The sequence below is a fragment of the Pseudomonas putida genome (genome assembly GCA_041879295.1).
GTDB lineage: Bacteria > Pseudomonadota > Gammaproteobacteria > Pseudomonadales > Pseudomonadaceae > Aquipseudomonas > Aquipseudomonas putida_Y.
In genome coordinates, this window is record CP047152.1 from 1,108,359 (window position 1) to 1,125,852 (window position 17,494).

Consider the following 17,494-nt stretch of genomic DNA (forward strand, 5'->3'; position numbering starts at 1 on the left):
GTGTACGAGGTCTATTCGCCTTCGTCAAAGAAGTTGTTGATCAGCTCGACCAGTGCGTCCATGGCGTCGCTGTCCTGCTCGCCCTCGGTATGCAGGTGCACCTGGGTGCCTTTGCCTGCTGCCAGCATCATCACCGCCATGATGCTCTTGCCATCCACCAGCTTGTCCGGGGCGCGGCCAACCCGTACCTGGCAGGGGAAGCGGCCGGCCACCCCGACGAACTTGGCTGCCGCCCGGGCATGCAGACCCAGCTTGTTGATGATGGTGATTTCGCGGGCGGGCATCGTGGGGCGGATCCTTGGGCTAGAGGTCGCGATGGCGGACCTGGACGTTTTTCAGGGTTTGCTGCAGCTGTCGACCAAGGCGCTCGGTGATGTACACCGAACGGTGATGGCCGCCAGTGCAGCCGATGGCGATGGTTACGTAGGCGCGGTTGCTGGCAGCGAAGCGGGGCAACCATTTGAGCAGGTAGCTGGAGATGTCGTTGTACATGTCTTCGACATCCGCTTGTGCAGCCAGGTAGTCGATCACGGGTTGATCGAGGCCCGAGTGCTCACGCAGTTCTGGCTTCCAGTAGGGGTTGGGCAGGCAGCGCACGTCAAAAACCAGGTCGGCGTCAACCGGCATTCCCCGCTTGAAACCGAACGACTCGACCAGAAACGCTGTGCCAGGCTCGGGCTGGTTGAGCAGGCGCAGCTTGATCGAGTCACGCAACTGGTACAGGTTCAGGTTGGTGGTGTCGATCTTCAGGTCGGCCAGGTCGGCAATGGGTCCCAACAACTCGCTTTCCACGCGAATCGCTTCCGCGAGCGAGCGGTTGGCGTTGGTCAGAGGGTGTCGCCGGCGGGTTTCCGAGAAACGTTTGAGAAGGACCTCTTCATCGGCATCCAGGTACAACACGTCGCACTGGATGTGCCGGGCGCGGGCTTCTTCAAGCAGTTCAGGGAAGCGTATCAGGTGGCTGGGCAGGTTGCGCGCATCGATTGACACCGCCACCTTGGGCTGCAGCAAATCGGTGTTGATCAGTGCATTTTCCGCCAACTGCGGCAGCAGCCCAGCGGGCAGATTGTCGATGCAATAAAAACCGCTGTCTTCCAGGACATCGAGGGCGGTGCTCTTGCCGGAGCCGGACCGGCCGCTGACGATGATCAGGCGCATGTTCAGTGCTCGTTCTGTACGTCCAGGACAACCTGGAACAGAGCCTCATTGCTGGTGGCCGCGCGCAGCCGATCACGAACCTCCTTGCGATCGAGCATGCTGGCGATCTGACGCAATAGCTCAAGATGGGCATCGGTGGCCGCTTCGGGCACCAGCAGCACAAACAGCAGGTCCACTGGCGCGCCATCGATGGCGTCGTAATCAATAGGGGCTTCCAGGTGCAGCAGAGCGCTGACTGGAGCTGAGCATCCTTCAAGGCGGCAGTGCGGGATGGCGATGCCATTGCCGAATCCGGTAGAGCCGAGCTTTTCCCGGGCTACCAGTTTTTCGAAGACGTCCTGCATCTCCAGTTCTGGCACTTGGTCGGCGATGACAGTGGCGACCTTTTCCAGGGCGCGCTTCTTGCTGCCGCCCGGCACGTTCACGAGGGAACGGCCGGGGGTCAGGATGGTTTCAAGTCGGATCATGGATGAGGGGGATCAGCGGGCAGCTGCACCTTGCAGCAGGCTTTGCTGTTTTTCCTTGTGTTTTTTCAGTTGGCGGTCGAGCTTGTCGGCCAAGGCATCGATCGCTGCATACATGTCTTCGTGTTCGGCGTTGGCTACCACTTCGCCGCCGGGAATCTGCAGGGTCGCCTCGACCTTCTGCTGAAGCTTCTCGACTTTCATGATTACCTGCACGTTGGTGATCTTGTCGAAGTGACTCTCCACGCGGGCGAGCTTTTCAAGCACGTAATCGCGCAGTGGCTGGGTGACTTCTACATGCTGTCCACTGATATTGACTTGCATACAGCTTCTCCTTTGTTGCCCGTGCATAAAGAGGCAGGTCTTGCACCTGCCACGAAAACGCTGTGGCTCATCTCAGGGGCTACATCAGTCGCTTGCGTTCGCTCGACGGTGCGATGCCGAGGGACTCGCGGTACTTGGCGACGGTGCGACGGGCTACCTGGATGCCTTGTGCCTCCAGTAAACCAGCGATCTTGCTGTCACTCAATGGCTTTTTCTGATTTTCCGCCGCAACCAGTTTCTTGATGATCGCGCGGATCGCCGTGGACGAGCATTCTCCGCCTTCGGAGGTGCTGACATGGCTGGAGAAAAAGTATTTCAGTTCGTAGATACCGCGCGGGGTGTGCATGTATTTCTGCGTGGTAACCCGCGAGATGGTCGATTCGTGCATGCCTACTGCTTCGGCAATGTCATGCAGTACCAACGGCTTCATCGCTTCGTCGCCGTGGTCGAGGAAGCCGCGCTGGTGCTCGACGATCTGCGTGGCCACCTTCATCAGGGTTTCGTTACGGCTTTGCAGGCTCTTGATGAACCAGCGCGCTTCCTGTAGCTGGTTGCGCATGAAGGTGTTGTCGGCGCTGGTGTCGGCACGTCGCACGAAGCCGGCGTACTGCGGGTTGACGCGCAGGCGTGGGATGGCTTCCTGGTTCAGCTCTACCAGCCAACGGTCGCTGTCCTTGCGCACGATGACGTCGGGCACCACGTACTCGGGCTCGCTGGACTCGATCTGCGAACCAGGGCGCGGGTTAAGGCTTTGCACCAGTTCGATGACCTGGCGCAGCTCGTCTTCCTTGATTTTCATCCGCCGCATCAGCTGGCTGTAGTCACGGCTGCCGAGCAGGTCGATGAAATCGGTGACCAGACGCTTGGCTTCGGTCATCCACGGGGTTGTAGCGGGCAGTTGGCGCAGTTGCAGCAACAGGCATTCGCCGAGGTTGCGAGCACCGACGCCAGCCGGCTCGAACTGCTGGATGCGGTGCAGTACTGCTTCGACCTCGTCCAGCTCGATATCCAGCTCCGGGTCGAAACCGGCGCAGATTTCTTCGAGGGTGTCTTCCAGGTAGCCCTGCCCGTTGATGCTGTCGATCAGGGTGACGGCAATCAAGCGGTCGGTGTCGGACATCGGCGCCAGGTTCAACTGCCACAGCAGGTGGCTTTGCAGGCTCTCGCCGGCCGATGTGCGTGTGGTGAAGTCCCACTCGTCGTCATCGTTGCTCGGCAGGCTGCTGGCGCTGGTCTGGTAGATGTCTTCCCAGGCGGTATCGACCGGGAGCTCGTTGGGGATGCGCTCGCTCCACTCACCGTCTTCCAGGTTGTCGGCGCTGACGGCGCTTTCCTGGAAGCTGTTGTCCTGAACTTCGGCGGCCGGCTTGTTCTCGGCGTTGTCGGCCATCGGGTCGCTGTTGTCGAAGTCTTCGCCGTCTTCCTGACGTTCGAGCATCGGGTTCGACTCCAGCGCTTCCTGGATTTCCTGTTGGAGGTCCAGGGTTGAGAGCTGGAGCAGGCGGATGGCCTGTTGCAACTGAGGAGTCATCGTCAGTTGCTGGCCCATTTTTAGGACGAGCGATGGTTTCATGGCAGGGGCTTAATACCTTGTTCGCCGGCGCGCATGCGCCATCCACTACACGAGGGCGCCGGAGCGCCAGATCAAGCAAGTTTTATGCCTTAAATTGTAGCGTTTGCCTAGAGTACCGTAACAACTTTACCCGCAGTCTCACGGCTGTTAGCCAGTACTTCAGGCGCTTGCCGGGTCAGAGGCGGAACTCATGGCCCAGGTAAACTTCTTTGACCAGATCGTTTGCCAGGATGGTTTCTGCGTCGCCTTCAGCGATCAGTCGGCCATCGTTGACGATGTAAGCGGTTTCGCAGATATCCAGCGTTTCACGCACGTTGTGGTCGGTAATCAGTACACCGATACCCTTGGCCTTGAGGTGGTGGATGATCTGCTTGATGTCGCCAACCGAAATCGGGTCGACACCGGCGAACGGTTCGTCCAGCAGGATGAACTTGGGCGCTGTCGCCAGGGCGCGGGCAATCTCGACGCGGCGGCGTTCGCCACCGGACAGGCTCATGCCGAGGTTGTCGCGGATGTGGCTGATGTGGAACTCCTGCAGCAGGCTTTCCAGCTCTTTGCGGCGGCCGTCCCGGTCGAGATCCTTGCGGGTCTCGAGGATGGCCATGATGTTGTCGGCTACCGACAGCTTGCGGAAGATCGAGGCCTCCTGCGGCAGGTAGCCGATGCCGGCGCGGGCGCGGCCGTGCATGGGCTGGTGGCTCACATCGAGGTTGTCGATCAGTACTCGGCCCTGTTCGGCCTGGACCAGCCCGACAATCATGTAGAAGCAAGTGGTCTTGCCGGCGCCGTTGGGGCCGAGCAGGCCGACGATCTGGCCGCTGTCGATCGACAGGCTGACATCACGTACTACCTGCCGCCCCTTGTAGCTCTTTGCCAGGTGCTGGGCTTTGAGGGTTGCCATTTACTCGGCCTTCTTCTTGGGCTGGATCACCATGTCGATACGCTGACGTGGTGTTGTCACGTTGCTACCGCGACCGGCGGTCGCCACCTGGGTCTGGGTGTTGTAGACGATCTTTTCGCCTTCGGTGGTGTTGCCTTCGTTCTCGACCTTGGCGCGGTCGGTGAGAATTACCAGGTCCTTCTGCGCCTGGTACTGGATGGTCACGCCCCAGCCTTTCATCTTGTCCGGCTTGGCTGCGCTCTGCTGCTGCTCGAAGTAGGCCAGGTTGCCCACCGAGGTCACCACATCGATGTCGCCGGAGGCGGAGCGGGTGATGGTCACGGTGTTGCCTTTGATCATCATCGAACCTTGGGTGATGATCACGTCACCGGTATAGGTGGCCACGCCTTGCTTGTCATCCAGGTGAGCCTGGTCGGCCTGGATGCGGATCGGCTGATCACGGTCATTCGGCAGTGCGAAGGCGCTCGCGCTTCCCAGTGCTGCGCTCAGGCTGAGCAAAAGGGGGAGAGTTTTAACGAGCCTCATACTGTCCTCTTACGTTAGAGAGCAGGTCCATCCTGCTTTCTTTCAAATACGCTTTCATTCCTTTGCCCGTAGTTGTGCCACCGGCGCCGTCGATTCTAACGGCTTGCTCGGTCTGCGCATATTGCTTCTGCGGGAACACGGTCATGCGTGAACTGGTAATGATGGTTTCACGCTGCTTTTCGTCGGTGCGCGCAATCCGTACGTTGTCGATCAGTTCGACCTCGGTGCCGTCCGGATTGACCTCGGCACGGGTGCTCTGCACGTGCCACGGGTATTCGGTGCCGCGGTACATGTGCAGATCCGGCGTAGTCAGCAACGTGATTTCGCTGGCCTTGAGATGCTCGACCTTGTCGGCGGTCATTTCGTACTGCAGCTTGCCGTCAGGCAGGAACTGCACACTGTGGGCGTTGATCGCATAGTAGTCGATGGCGCTTTCGTCTACCTTGGCCACCGGCTTGTCGAGGAAGCTTTCCGGGCTGACATTCCAGTAGCCGACCGCCGCCAGCAGGGCGGTAATCACTGCTAGCAGCGCAATAGTGCGGGCTTTCTTGCTGAACATGGGCAGCCTTACAGGTAATTGGCGTTGGCAGCGTCCAGGGTGCCCTGGGCCTGCATGATCAGTTCGCAGAATTCACGGGCTGCGCCTTCGCCACCGCGTGCCTGGGTCACGCCGTGGGCGTGCTGGCGAACAAACGGTGCGGCGTTGGCCACGGCCATGCCCAATGCCACCCGGCGAATGACCGGCAGGTCGGGCAGGTCATCGCCCAGGTAGGCTACTTGATCATAGCTCAGGCCCAGCTCCGCAAGCAGGCCGTCAAGCACGACCACTTTGTCCTCGCGGCCCTGGTACAGGTGCGGGATGCCGAGGTTCTTCGCCCGGCGCTCGACCACAGGGGTTTTGCGCCCGCTGATGATCGCGGTGGTCACGCCCGAGGCCATGAGCATCTTGATGCCCTGGCCGTCGAGGGTGTTGAAGGTCTTGAACTCACTGCCGTCTTCGAGGAAGTACAGGCGCCCGTCGGTGAGCACGCCATCCACATCGAACACTGCCAGCTTGACGGCTTTGCCCCGTTGCATGAGGTCCTGATTCATTCCATCGCTCCTTACATTACACCGGCGCGCAGCAGGTCGTGCATGTTCAGGGCGCCGGTCGGGCGGCCCTCGCGGTCTACCACCACCAGCGCGCCGATCTTGTGGTCTTCCATGATCTTCAGGGCTTCGGCAGCGAGCATTTCGGCGCGGGCCGTTTTTCCGTGCACGGTCATCACCTGGTCGATCAGAGTGGTGTGTATGTCGATGTTGCGGTCCAGGCTGCGGCGCAGGTCGCCGTCTGTGAATACCCCGGCCAGCGTGCCGTCGGCTTCGACGATCACGGTCATGCCCAGGCCCTTACGGGACATTTCGAGCAGTGCCTCTTTGAGCAGGGTGCCGCGGGCAACCTGGGGCAACTCGTTGCCGCTGTGCATCACGTTCTCGACCTTGAGCAAAAGGCGGCGGCCCAGTGCACCACCCGGGTGCGAGAAGGCAAAGTCTTCAGCGGTGAAGCCGCGGGCCTCGAGCAGGGCGATGGCCAGGCAGTCACCCAGCACCAGCGATGCCGTGGTGGAGGAGGTGGGGGCGAGGTTCAGCGGGCAGGCCTCTTGCTCGACGCGGGCGTCGAGGTTGACCTCGGCGGCCTGGGCCAGGGGCGAGTCCGGGTTGCCGGTCAGGCTGACCAGCTTGATGCCCAGGCGTTTGATCAACGGCAGCAGGGTGACGATTTCGGCTGTGCTGCCGGAATTGGACAAGGCAAGGATGACATCATCGCGCGTGATCATGCCCATGTCGCCATGGCTGGCTTCGGCCGGGTGGACGAAAAACGCTGGCGTACCGGTGCTGGCCAAGGTGGCGGCGATCTTGTTGCCGATGTGCCCGGACTTGCCCATGCCGACCACGACGACCCGGCCCTTGCTGGTCAGAATCAGTTCGCAGGCTTTGACGAAATTGTCGTCGATGCGCGCCAAAAGGGCCTCTACGGCCTCGAGTTCCAGGCGCAGGGTGCGTTGGGCGGATTGGATCAGCTCGCTGGATTGGCTCATGTCGAAAAAGCAATGCCTGAGGAAAAGGCGACGATTATACGCGCAATGATGAAAACCCTCACCTCCTCGATTGCTGTAGCGAATACCACCAAAGCCTGTCCCGGTGCTGAACGACTGCTTGCCCGGCCTTGGGGCGGCGCTGTCAGCGGTGCTATAGTTCGCCGCTATTCGGCCTGCCGGGATGTGTGTGCCTTCCAGATGGAGGCCGGCGTCCACTAGGACGAGGCTGCATTAGCAAGGAGTCTAGATGAGTGTGGATAGCGCCTACGCGGTCGAGTTGAAGGGTGTAACCTTCAAACGTGGTTCGCGCAGCATTTTCAGCAACGTCGACATCCGCATCCCGCGCGGCAAGGTCACCGGCATCATGGGACCATCGGGTTGCGGCAAGACCACGTTGCTCCGCCTGATGGGTGCGCAACTGCGTCCCTCCAGCGGTGAAGTATGGGTGGCCGGCCAGAACCTGCCGACGCTGTCGCGCAGCGACCTGTTCGACGCCCGCAAGCAGATGGGCGTGCTGTTCCAGAGCGGCGCGTTGTTCACCGACCTCGATGTGTTCGAGAACGTCGCGTTCCCGCTGCGCGTGCATACTCAGCTGTCGGACGAAATGATCCGTGACATCGTGCTGATGAAGCTGCAGGCCGTGGGGCTGCGCGGTGCCATCGACCTGATGCCCGATGAGCTGTCCGGTGGCATGAAGCGCCGCGTGGCGCTGGCCCGGGCGATTGCCCTGGACCCGCAGATCCTCATGTACGACGAACCGTTCGTCGGCCAGGACCCGATCGCCATGGGGGTACTGGTGCGCCTGATTCGCCTGCTCAACGATGCCCTGGGCATCACCAGCATCGTGGTTTCCCATGACCTGGCAGAAACCGCCAGCATCGCCGATTACATCTACGTGGTAGGTGACGGCCAGGTGCTGGGCCAGGGGACGCCTGATGAGCTGATGGGCTCGGACAATCCACGGATCCGCCAATTCATGAAAGGCGACCCGGATGGCCCGGTTCCCTTCCACTTTCCCGCGCCTGATTACCGCGCCGACCTGCTGGGGGCGCGTTGATGCGCAGAAAATCCTTACTCGAACGTGTCCGCCTGCTGGGCCGGTCGGCAATCGACGTGCTGGCCGTGCTCGGGCGTTCGTGCCTGTTCCTGTTCCATGCGCTGGTCGGTCGCGGCGGCATTGGCGGCGGCTTCCAGCTGCTGACCAAGCAGTTGTACTCGGTGGGCGTGCTGTCACTGGCGATCGTCGTCGTGTCCGGGGTGTTCATCGGCATGGTGCTGGCGCTGCAGGGTTACAGCATTCTGACCAAGTACGGCTCGGAGCAGGCGGTAGGGCAAATGGTCGCCCTGACCCTGCTGCGTGAACTTGGCCCGGTGGTAACGGCGTTGCTGTTTGCCGGTCGTGCCGGATCCGCGCTGACCGCCGAAATCGGCAACATGAAGTCCACCGAGCAGTTGTCGAGCCTGGAAATGATCGGTGTCGATCCGCTCAAGTACATCGTTGCTCCACGCCTGTGGGCAGGTTTCATCTCGCTGCCGCTGCTGGCGCTGATCTTCAGCGTGGTCGGTATCTGGGGTGGCTCGTGGGTGGCGGTGGATTGGCTGGGCGTCTACGAGGGTTCGTTCTGGGCCAACATGCAGAACAGTGTTTCGTTCACTGACGACGTGCTCAACGGGCTGGTCAAGAGCCTGGTATTTGCTTTCGTCTCGACCTGGATCGCCGTATTCCAGGGGTACGACTGTGAGCCCACTTCAGAAGGGATCAGTCGTGCAACCACCAAGACCGTGGTCTATGCCTCGTTGGCAGTGCTGGGTCTGGACTTTATTCTGACCGCCTTGATGTTTGGAGATTTCTGATGCAAAACCGCACCCTGGAAATCGGTGTCGGCCTGTTCCTCCTGGCCGGGATCCTGGCGCTGCTGCTGCTGGCCCTGCGTGTCAGCGGGCTGTCGGCCAGCCCGACCACTGATACCTATAAAGTTTATGCGTACTTCGACAATATCGCCGGTTTGACGGTCAGAGCTAAAGTGACCATGGCCGGTGTGACCATCGGCAAGGTCACCGCCATCGATCTGGACCGTGATTCCTACACCGGTCGGGTGACGTTGCAGCTGGACAAGTCGGTCGATAACCTGCCGACCGACTCCACTGCCTCGATCCTGACCGCCGGTTTGCTTGGTGAGAAGTACATCGGCATCAGCGTGGGCGGTGAAGACGATGTCCTCAAGGATGGTTCAACCATCCATGACACTCAGTCGGCACTGGTGCTGGAGGATCTGATTGGCAAGTTCCTGCTCAACTCTGTTGGCAAGGAACCGAAAGAAGCGCAACCGGCTAATTAAGGAGTATCCATGATTTCGATCCTGCGACGTGGCCTGCTAGTGCTACTGGCGGCCTTCCCCCTGCTGGCCCTGGCTGCGCAGACACCGCACGAAGTGGTTCAGGGCACCACCAATGAACTGCTCGGCGACCTCAAGGCCAACAAGGAGCAGTACAAGTCCAACCCCAACGCCTTCTATGACTCGCTCAACCGCATTCTTGGCCCGGTGGTGGATGCTGACGGTATCTCGCGCAGCATCATGACCGTGAAGTACTCGCGCAAGGCGACCCCGGAGCAGATGCAGCGCTTCCAGGAGAACTTCAAGCGCAGCCTGATGCAGTTCTATGGCAATGCCTTGCTTGAGTACAACAACCAGGGCATCACCGTCGACCCGGCTAAGGCCGATGACGGCAAGCGCGCCAGCGTCGGCATGAAGGTCACCGGCAACAACGGTGCCGTGTACCCCGTGCAGTACACCCTGGAGAACATTGGTGGCGAGTGGAAGGTGCGTAACGTGATCGTCAACGGCATCAACATCGGCAAGCTGTTCCGTGACCAGTTCGCCGATGCCATGCAGCGCAACGGCAACGACCTGGACAAGACCATCGACGGCTGGGCCGGCGAAGTGGCCAAGGCCAAGCAGACTGCTGACAACTCGCCAGAGAAGAGCGTCAAATGAGCGAGGCTGCTGTAAGCATGGCCGAGCCGGGCGTGCTGCGTCTGGCTGGCGTGCTGGATTACCGCAGCGGCCCGGCCTTGCGCAAGCAGGGCAAGGTGCTGATCGATGGCTCGCGCGAGCCGCGACTGGTGCTTGATTGCTCGGCTGTCGAGAAGTCGTCGAGTGTCGGCCTGTCGCTGTTGCTTGCGTACATTCGTGATGCTCAGGCCACCGGCAAGGCGTGCGAGGTGCGTAGCATGCCCGACGACATGCGGGAAATTGCCGAGGTCTATGATCTCGATGAAGTGCTGGCAAGCTAGTGGCCAGGCACGGATGATGGCCCCTCGGTCAGCGAAGCCTTCGTTGGGCTTCGCAGGCGAGGGGCTTTTTTGTATGATGGCCGACCCGTGCGCATCGGGCGCCGATTGAGGTTGAGCATGCAGGCCGTAGAAGTTAAGAGCTTCCTTGAAGAGAAATTGCCGGGTTCCCGGGTCGAAGTTGAAGGCGAAGGCTGCAACTTCCAGTTGAACGTGATCAGCGACGAGTTGGCTGGCCTGAGTCCGGTCAAACGCCAGCAGGCGATCTATGCTCACCTGAATCCGTGGATCGCCAATGGCAGCATCCATGCGGTAACCATGAAATTTTTCAGCAGCGCAGCCTGGGCTGAGCGCACCTGAGCCAACTTGGCGGCGAGACTCCAATGGACAAACTGATTATTACTGGCGGCGCTCGCCTTGACGGCGAGATCCGCATTTCGGGCGCGAAAAACGCAGCCCTGCCGATTCTGGCAGCGACCCTGCTGGCCGATGGCCCGGTCACCGTGGGCAACCTGCCGCACCTGCACGACATCACCACCATGATCGAGCTGTTCGGGCGCATGGGCATCGAGCCTGTAATCGACGAAAAGCTGTCGGTGGAAATCGATCCACGCACCATCAAGACCTTGGTCGCGCCGTATGAGCTGGTGAAGACCATGCGCGCTTCGATCCTGGTGCTGGGCCCGATGGTTGCCCGTTTCGGCGAAGCCGAAGTGGCTTTGCCTGGCGGTTGCGCCATTGGCTCGCGCCCGGTCGATCTGCACATCCGTGGCCTTGAGGCCATGGGGGCGAAGATCGAAGTGGAAGGCGGCTACATCAAGGCCAAGGCGCCTGAAGGCGGCCTGCGTGGCGCGCACTTCTTCTTCGACACCGTCAGCGTGACCGGTACCGAGAACATCATGATGGCCGCTGCCTTGGCCAAGGGCCGCAGCGTGTTGCAGAACGCCGCGCGTGAGCCTGAAGTGGTCGACCTGGCCAACTTCATCAACGCCATGGGCGGGAACATTCAGGGCGCAGGTACCGATACCATCACCATCGATGGTGTCGAACGACTGGATTCGGCCAACTACCGCGTGATGCCGGACCGCATCGAGACCGGTACCTACCTGGTCGCCGCTGCCGTGACCGGTGGCCGCGTCAAGGTCAAGGACACCGACCCCACCATCCTTGAGGCCGTACTGGAAAAACTCAAGGAAGCGGGTGCCGACATCAATACCGGCGAAGACTGGATCGAACTGGACATGCATGGCAAGCGGCCGAAAGCCGTCAACCTGCGTACCGCCCCGTACCCGGCGTTCCCGACCGACATGCAGGCGCAGTTCATCTCGCTGAATGCCATTGCCGAAGGCACTGGCGCGGTGATCGAGACCATCTTCGAAAACCGCTTCATGCACGTTTACGAAATGCACCGCATGGGCGCTCAGATCCAGGTCGAAGGCAACACCGCCATCGTCACTGGCGTCAAGGCGCTGAAGGGTGCCCCGGTCATGGCCACCGACCTGCGTGCTTCGGCCAGCCTGGTGCTGTCGGCGCTGGTTGCCGAAGGCGATACCCTGATCGATCGCATCTACCACATTGACCGTGGTTACGAGTGCATCGAGGAAAAACTGCAGATGCTCGGCGCGAAAATCCGCCGCGTACCGGGCTAGTACCCCGCGGGTGCAAGGACGCACCTTTTGAATTGAATGCGGCCAGGTCGATGACCTGGCCGGCAGCAGCCGCTTAAGGACCGACGTTCCAATGTTGACCATCGCGCTTTCCAAAGGCCGTATTCTCGACGATACCTTGCCGTTGCTGGCCGAGGCCGGCATCGTGCCGACCGAAAACCCGGACAAGAGCCGCAAGCTGATCATCCCCACCACGCAGGACGACGTGCGTCTGCTGATCGTGCGTGCCACCGACGTGCCGACCTACGTCGAGCATGGTGCTGCCGACCTGGGTGTGGCCGGCAAGGACGTGTTGATGGAGTACGGCGGCCAGGGTCTGTATGAGCCCCTGGACCTGCAGATTGCCCAATGCAAGCTGATGACCGCGGGCGTAGTCGGCGCAGCCGAGCCCAAGGGGCGCCTGCGCGTGGCCACCAAGTTCGTCAACGTAGCCAAGCGTTACTACGCGGAGCAAGGTCGCCAGGTCGACATCATCAAGCTGTATGGCTCGATGGAGCTGGCACCGCTGATCAACCTTGCCGACAAGATCATCGACGTGGTCGACACCGGTAACACCCTGCGTGCCAACGGCCTGGAACCCCAGGAACTGATCGCCACGATCAGCTCGCGCCTGGTGGTCAACAAAGCCTCCATGAAAATGCAGCACGCCCGCATCCAGAGCCTGATCGAGACGCTGCGCGGAGCGGTCGAATCGCGACACCGCGGCTAACGCTCTACCTGCTGCGCGCGGCCTTCGCTGTCGCGCCCGTCTATCCGCGTCATAGCCATTTTTCTCGGGTGCCCGCGCGTATGGACTGGTAGCTTGGGATTGTGCGAAAAGTCGCCGAGCGGCGATCATGCAAGAACGAAAACAGGCGAGGAACGGCCGGGGTCGCGCCCGACTTTGCTGGTTGCAAATGAGCATTCCGAGCCTGTTTTTAACGTAGCATGATCGTCGCGCAGGCACTTTTCGCACAATCCCCTAGGGCGCCTGAGCATTCGCTAATATTACGAGGCCCTCGCCATGACCGTGTCCACTGCAATTGCCCGTCTCAACGCTGCTGATCCGGATTTCGCCCGACATCTGGATCATCTGCTGAGCTGGGAAAGTGTGTCCGATGACGCGGTCAATCAGCGCGTGCTCGACATCATCAAGGCCGTGCGTGAACGCGGTGATGCGGCGCTGGTGGAATTCACCCAGCGCTTCGATGGTGTTGACGCCAAGTCGATTGACGACCTGATCCTCAATCGCGCGCGCCTGGAACTGGCGCTGACCCGTATCACTCCGGTCCAGCGCGAAGCCCTGGAAAAGGCCGCCAACCGTGTGCGCATCTATCACGAGCGGCAGAAGCAGGATTCCTGGCAGTACACCGAGGCCGACGGCACCGTGCTCGGCCAGAAGGTCACCCCGTTGGACCGCGCTGGCCTGTATGTGCCGGGCGGCAAGGCGTCGTATCCGTCGTCGGTGCTGATGAACGCCATCCCGGCCAAGGTTGCCGGCGTGGCTGAAGTGGTGATGGTGGTACCGACCCCACGGGGTGAGGTCAACGAGCTGGTGCTGGCGGCTGCCTGCATCGCCGGTGTCGACCGGGTGTTCACCGTCGGTGGTGCCCAGGCCGTGGCTGCGCTGGCCTACGGCACTGAAAGCGTGCCGCAGGTGGACAAGATCGTCGGCCCGGGCAACATCTACGTTGCCACCGCCAAACGCCACGTGTTCGGCCAGGTAGGCATCGACATGATCGCCGGCCCCTCGGAAATTCTCGTGGTGTGCGACGGCCAGACCGACCCGGACTGGATCGCCATGGACCTGTTCTCCCAGGCCGAGCACGACGAAGACGCCCAGGCCATTCTGGTCAGCCCGGATGCCGCCTTCCTCGATCGCGTGGCTGCCAGCATCGACAAGCTGATGCCAACCATGGAACGTGCCGATATCATCGAAAAGTCGATCAACGGCCGTGGTGCGCTGATTCAGGTGCGAGATATGCAGCAGGCCATGGAAGTGGCCAACCGCATCGCACCGGAACACCTGGAGCTGTCGGTGGCCGACCCGCAAGCCTGGCTGCCACACATTCGCCACGCTGGCGCGATCTTCATGGGCCGCCACACCAGCGAAGCGCTGGGCGATTACTGCGCTGGCCCTAACCACGTGCTGCCCACTTCAGGTACCGCGCGTTTTTCGTCGCCGCTGGGGGTGTATGACTTCCAGAAGCGTTCGTCGATCATCTTCTGCTCCGAGCAGGGCGCGTCCGAGCTGGGTCACACTGCCTCGGTCCTTGCCCGAGGCGAGTCGCTCACTGCCCACGCCCGTAGTGCCGAATACCGTATCCTGACCCAAGACAAGGGGAACTGAGCATGAGTCGATTCTGGAGCCCCTTCGTCAAGGACCTGGTGCCTTATGTGCCGGGCGAGCAACCCAAGCTGGCGCGCCTGGTCAAGCTGAACACCAACGAAAACCCCTATGGCCCATCGCCCAAGGCGCTGGAGGCCATGCGCGGCGAACTTAACGATAACCTGCGCCTGTACCCCGACCCGAACGGTGACCGCCTCAAGCAAGCAGTGGCCGAGTACTACGGCGTGACCCCGGCGCAAGTGTTTGTCGGCAACGGCTCGGACGAGGTGCTGGCGCACATCTTCCACGGCCTGTTCCAGCACGATACGCCCCTGCTGTTCCCGGACATCAGCTACAGCTTCTACCCGGTCTACTGCGGCCTTTACGGCATTGCCTTCGAACAGGTGGCGCTGGATGAGCAGTTCCAGATCCGCATCGAGGACTACAAAAAGCCCAACGCGGGCATCATCTTCCCCAACCCCAATGCGCCGACCGGTTGCCTGATGTCGTTGCAGGTGGTGGAGCAGTTGCTGCAGGCCAACCGTGATTCGGTGGTGGTGGTGGATGAGGCCTACATCGATTTCGGTGGTGAAACGGCGATCAGCCTGGTGGACCGCTACGATAACCTGCTGGTTACCCAGACGCTGTCGAAGTCGCGCTCGTTGGCGGGTCTGCGAGTTGGCCTGGCAGTGGGGCACCCGGACCTGATCGAGGCGCTGGAGCGGATCAAGAACAGCTTCAACTCCTATCCGCTGGACCGTGCAGCTATCGTCGGTGCGGCGGTGGCGTTCGAAGATCGAGAGTACTTCGAGGAAACCTGCCGCAAGGTGATAGACAGCCGCGAGGCGCTGGTCGGGCAACTGCAGGCCAAGGGCTTTGAGGTACTGCCGTCGGCTGCCAACTTCATCTTCGCCCGTCACCCGCAGCAGGATGCCGGCGAGCTGGCGGCACGCTTGCGCGAGCAGGGCGTGATCGTGCGCCACTTCAAGCAGCCGCGTATTGCCCAGTTCCTGCGGATCACCATCGGTACGCCGGAAATGAACCAGGCACTGCTGGATGCGTTGAGCTGACGTGTAGGAGCGGGTTTACCCGCGAATACGGTAGCGGCGGCAACGGTGAACGGCGGGTGGAAACTGGCCAGCAGGCCCGGCCCTTTCGCGGGTGAACCCGCTCCTACGGGGATCGCGCCAGCCCTTGAGGAACGACAAAACTGTTGCTTCTCAAGGGCTTAATAGCGGCGGTCTTCGATCACAAACGGCTTGGCTGCCGGCCTGTTGCGCACTGCCGTCGGTGTACCATCAAGCACCAGTACATAATCGTTCTGCTCGTCCATGCCCTCAGGGTCGGTCCATTGCTCGTCTCTGGCCGCCACCTGGGCAACTACATGCCCATTCTTGATAATGGTCAGATAGCCATTGGCATTGCTGTTCCAGCGTAGCGATCCTTTGTTCTCGTCGGCCCGCGCCTTGCGTACGCCGGTATCACCCAGTAAAGGCGTGCCATCCAATAGCCATTCCGGCTGCAGCTTGAGGCCCATGTGGCGCAGCACCGTGGGCGCAACCGAGGTCTGCGCGGGTAGCCCGTACAGGTTGCCGGGTCCAGGCATTTCCACAGGAATGCTCAGCTCGGTCAGTTCCTGATTCAACGGTTTGTTGCTGGCGATGAAGATGCTCTTTTCCTGCTCCGAAGCGCCGCCATGGCCTTTCCCCCAATAGTCCCGGCCATGGTTGGTACTGACGAGCACCAGCCAATCTTCCTGCGGGAACATGCGACGCCGCTGGTCTACCTTGTCCAATAGCCGTCCGATCTCGCTGTCTGCCTTGCGCAACGCCTGTGCATAGCGCTCACCATAACCGGTGTGATGGCCGATTTGGTCAGGTTCATCCAGTTGAATGAACGTGAAATCAGCGGGTGTGTCGCCAAGGATCTGCAACGTACGTGCTATCACCTGTTCATCCGACAAACCACTCTCGCGTACATTGGCGTCATGGGCGTCCTCCAGCAGAAATGCCGTGTTGATGGGTGACCAGTTGACGATGCTGGAGAGGTAGGCATTGGGGTGTGCCAGGCGTAGCCGCTTGAACAGGCTAGGAAACGCCGGGTTTACCCGTTGCGAGTCATCGTCCGATTCAACGCCATGCTTGTTGCTCCACACGCCGGTCAGCAAAGTGATCCAGCCAGGGCCGCTCAAGGTGGGTTGCTCGCTGGTTTTACCACTGATGCCCCCTGTGTAGGCCTTGCCGTAATACAGGCGCTGCTTCAGGTTGGTCGCATCGCCCAGTTGCAGGTATTGCTGCAATTGCACGCCGTCAAGGCCGATGAGCAAGGTTTTAGGGCGGCTCTGGTGCCGGGCCGTGTCACAGCCTGGCTGCAGGGTCAGGAACAGAAATAACAGCAAACTCGCCAGTCGCATGTAGGCACATCCTTGAAAGCACGCAACGAGGGTTGCAACAAAGTGTCATGCCCACAACTGGCAGAAATATCAGGTTGTTTACGTTTTTGCCCGCAATCCAGTAAGCTGCGTAAATTCATCGGATGATTGGTTGAGTGGTATGAATACCGAGCTGAGCAAGCGCTCCCTGGTGGAGTTGGCTGTAGAGCGCATGCGCGAATGCATCGTGCAGGGCGATTGGCAGGTCGGCCAGCGCCTGCCTACCGAGCCAGAGCTTGCCTTGCAATTGGGCATTAGCCGCAACACCGTGCGTGAGGCCATGCGCGTGCTGGCGTTCAGTGGCCTGGTGGAAATTCGCCAGGGCGACGGCAGCTACCTGCGCACTGCCCAGGACCCGCTGCAGGCGGTGCGCGCGATGTCCCGATGTACGCCCGAGCAGGCCCGGGAAACACGCCATATCCTCGAGGTGGAGGCCATCGGCCTGGCGGCTCTGCGCCGTACCGATGCTGACCTGCAAGCGCTACGGGATGCCCTTGAAGGCAGTGCCGGGCACTTTCACGGCGATGTCGATGCCTATGTGGCTTGCGATCTGGTGTTCCACCAGCGGCTGGTGGATGCCGCCCACAACCCGGCATTAAGCGAGTTGTACCGTTACTTTTCCGGTGTCGTGGCTGCCGCGCTGCAACACAGTCTGGCGACCGTTCCGCGCTGCCAGGCCACGTTCGACTTGCATGGGCAGATCCTCGAGGCCATCGAGCGACGTGACGTTGAACGGGCCAAGTGCCTGAGCCGTACCCTCATTGAATCCTGAC

The 17,494-nt window shown here is 61.0% G+C and carries 22 protein-coding genes; 11 read left to right on the forward strand and 11 right to left on the reverse strand.

The genetic code is table 11. The features are described from left to right. Nucleotides 1–11 precede the first annotated feature (11 nt). From GST84_05155 to GST84_05200, 10 genes are all read right to left on the reverse strand, one after another. Nucleotides 12–284, reverse strand: coding sequence for an HPr family phosphocarrier protein (locus GST84_05155; GenBank protein ID XGB11778.1), 273 nt, complete (start codon nucleotides 282–284; stop codon nucleotides 12–14). A gap of 19 nt (nucleotides 285–303) precedes the next feature. Further along, complete coding sequence (rapZ, locus tag GST84_05160; GenBank protein XGB11779.1) at nucleotides 304–1,158, reverse strand: RNase adapter RapZ; 855 nt, start codon at nucleotides 1,156–1,158, stop codon at nucleotides 304–306. A 2-nt stretch (nucleotides 1,159–1,160) separates the two neighbouring features. Next, nucleotides 1,161–1,625 (reverse strand): PTS IIA-like nitrogen regulatory protein PtsN, encoded by a 465-nt coding sequence (gene ptsN / locus GST84_05165; GenBank protein XGB11780.1) that lies wholly within the window; start codon nucleotides 1,623–1,625, stop codon nucleotides 1,161–1,163. 12 nt (nucleotides 1,626–1,637) lie between these two features. Then, nucleotides 1,638–1,946 (reverse strand): ribosome hibernation promoting factor, encoded by a 309-nt coding sequence (locus GST84_05170; GenBank protein ID XGB11781.1) that lies wholly within the window; start codon nucleotides 1,944–1,946, stop codon nucleotides 1,638–1,640. A 79-nt stretch (nucleotides 1,947–2,025) separates the two neighbouring features. Continuing rightward, on the reverse strand, nucleotides 2,026–3,519 hold the full coding sequence (locus tag GST84_05175) for an RNA polymerase factor sigma-54 (protein ID XGB11782.1): 1,494 nt from the start codon (nucleotides 3,517–3,519) through the stop codon (nucleotides 2,026–2,028). 175 nt (nucleotides 3,520–3,694) lie between these two features. Further along, entirely contained in the window at nucleotides 3,695–4,420 is a 726-nt protein-coding gene (gene lptB, locus GST84_05180; GenBank protein XGB11783.1) for an LPS export ABC transporter ATP-binding protein, read from the reverse strand. Next, entirely contained in the window at nucleotides 4,421–4,945 is a 525-nt protein-coding gene (gene lptA, locus GST84_05185; GenBank protein XGB11784.1) for a lipopolysaccharide transport periplasmic protein LptA, read from the reverse strand. It abuts the gene before it with no gap. Further along, nucleotides 4,932–5,504 carry an LPS export ABC transporter periplasmic protein LptC gene (gene lptC / locus GST84_05190; GenBank protein XGB11785.1) on the reverse strand — a complete coding sequence of 191 codons (573 nt, stop codon included), beginning with the start codon at nucleotides 5,502–5,504 and terminating at the stop codon, nucleotides 4,932–4,934. Before lptC ends, lptA begins: the two co-directional genes overlap by 14 nt. A gap of 8 nt (nucleotides 5,505–5,512) precedes the next feature. Further along, nucleotides 5,513–6,037: an HAD hydrolase family protein gene (locus GST84_05195; protein ID XGB11786.1), complete on the reverse strand. Its 525-nt coding sequence runs from the start codon at nucleotides 6,035–6,037 to the stop codon at nucleotides 5,513–5,515. Between the two features lie 11 nt (nucleotides 6,038–6,048). Beyond that, nucleotides 6,049–7,023: a KpsF/GutQ family sugar-phosphate isomerase gene (locus GST84_05200; GenBank protein ID XGB11787.1), complete on the reverse strand. Its 975-nt coding sequence runs from the start codon at nucleotides 7,021–7,023 to the stop codon at nucleotides 6,049–6,051. Between the two features lie 247 nt (nucleotides 7,024–7,270). Between GST84_05200 and GST84_05205 the strand changes: the two genes are divergently transcribed. The 10 genes from GST84_05205 (at nucleotide 7,271) to GST84_05250 (ending at nucleotide 15,360) form a co-directional block, all read left to right on the forward strand. Further along, the gene (locus tag GST84_05205) at nucleotides 7,271–8,080 is read left to right on the forward strand and encodes an ATP-binding cassette domain-containing protein (protein ID XGB11788.1); all 810 of its coding nucleotides are present in this window, start codon (nucleotides 7,271–7,273) and stop codon (nucleotides 8,078–8,080) included. Continuing rightward, nucleotides 8,080–8,877, forward strand: a complete 798-nt coding sequence (gene mlaE / locus GST84_05210; protein ID XGB11789.1) for a lipid asymmetry maintenance ABC transporter permease subunit MlaE — start codon at nucleotides 8,080–8,082, stop codon at nucleotides 8,875–8,877. The genes GST84_05205 and mlaE overlap by 1 nt, the downstream gene beginning before the upstream one ends. Beyond that, the gene (gene mlaD, locus GST84_05215; protein XGB11790.1) at nucleotides 8,877–9,362 is read left to right on the forward strand and encodes an outer membrane lipid asymmetry maintenance protein MlaD; all 486 of its coding nucleotides are present in this window, start codon (nucleotides 8,877–8,879) and stop codon (nucleotides 9,360–9,362) included. The genes mlaE and mlaD overlap by 1 nt, the downstream gene beginning before the upstream one ends. A gap of 9 nt (nucleotides 9,363–9,371) precedes the next feature. Continuing rightward, complete coding sequence (locus tag GST84_05220) at nucleotides 9,372–10,019, forward strand: toluene tolerance protein (GenBank protein XGB11791.1); 648 nt, start codon at nucleotides 9,372–9,374, stop codon at nucleotides 10,017–10,019. Beyond that, nucleotides 10,016–10,318, forward strand: coding sequence for an STAS domain-containing protein (locus tag GST84_05225; GenBank protein ID XGB11792.1), 303 nt, complete (start codon nucleotides 10,016–10,018; stop codon nucleotides 10,316–10,318). Before GST84_05220 ends, GST84_05225 begins: the two co-directional genes overlap by 4 nt. 117 nt (nucleotides 10,319–10,435) lie before the next feature. Next, nucleotides 10,436–10,675: a BolA/IbaG family iron-sulfur metabolism protein gene (locus GST84_05230; protein ID XGB11793.1), complete on the forward strand. Its 240-nt coding sequence runs from the start codon at nucleotides 10,436–10,438 to the stop codon at nucleotides 10,673–10,675. A 23-nt stretch (nucleotides 10,676–10,698) separates the two neighbouring features. Then, complete coding sequence (gene murA, locus GST84_05235) at nucleotides 10,699–11,964, forward strand: UDP-N-acetylglucosamine 1-carboxyvinyltransferase (protein XGB11794.1); 1,266 nt, start codon at nucleotides 10,699–10,701, stop codon at nucleotides 11,962–11,964. A gap of 91 nt (nucleotides 11,965–12,055) precedes the next feature. Next, complete coding sequence (locus tag GST84_05240; protein ID XGB11795.1) at nucleotides 12,056–12,691, forward strand: ATP phosphoribosyltransferase; 636 nt, start codon at nucleotides 12,056–12,058, stop codon at nucleotides 12,689–12,691. A gap of 294 nt (nucleotides 12,692–12,985) precedes the next feature. After that, on the forward strand, nucleotides 12,986–14,311 hold the full coding sequence (gene hisD, locus GST84_05245; GenBank protein XGB11796.1) for a histidinol dehydrogenase: 1,326 nt from the start codon (nucleotides 12,986–12,988) through the stop codon (nucleotides 14,309–14,311). Between the two features lie 2 nt (nucleotides 14,312–14,313). Then, nucleotides 14,314–15,360, forward strand: coding sequence for a histidinol-phosphate transaminase (locus GST84_05250; GenBank protein XGB11797.1), 1,047 nt, complete (start codon nucleotides 14,314–14,316; stop codon nucleotides 15,358–15,360). A 158-nt stretch (nucleotides 15,361–15,518) separates the two neighbouring features. Here GST84_05250 and GST84_05255 read toward each other — a convergent pair whose 3' ends face one another. Further along, nucleotides 15,519–16,703, reverse strand: coding sequence for a hypothetical protein (locus GST84_05255; protein XGB11798.1), 1,185 nt, complete (start codon nucleotides 16,701–16,703; stop codon nucleotides 15,519–15,521). 139 nt (nucleotides 16,704–16,842) lie between these two features. Between GST84_05255 and GST84_05260 the strand changes: the two genes are divergently transcribed. After that, a complete protein-coding gene (locus tag GST84_05260; protein ID XGB11799.1) occupies nucleotides 16,843–17,493 on the forward strand; it encodes an FCD domain-containing protein in 651 nt (216 codons plus the stop codon). Nucleotide 17,494 lies beyond the last annotated feature (1 nt).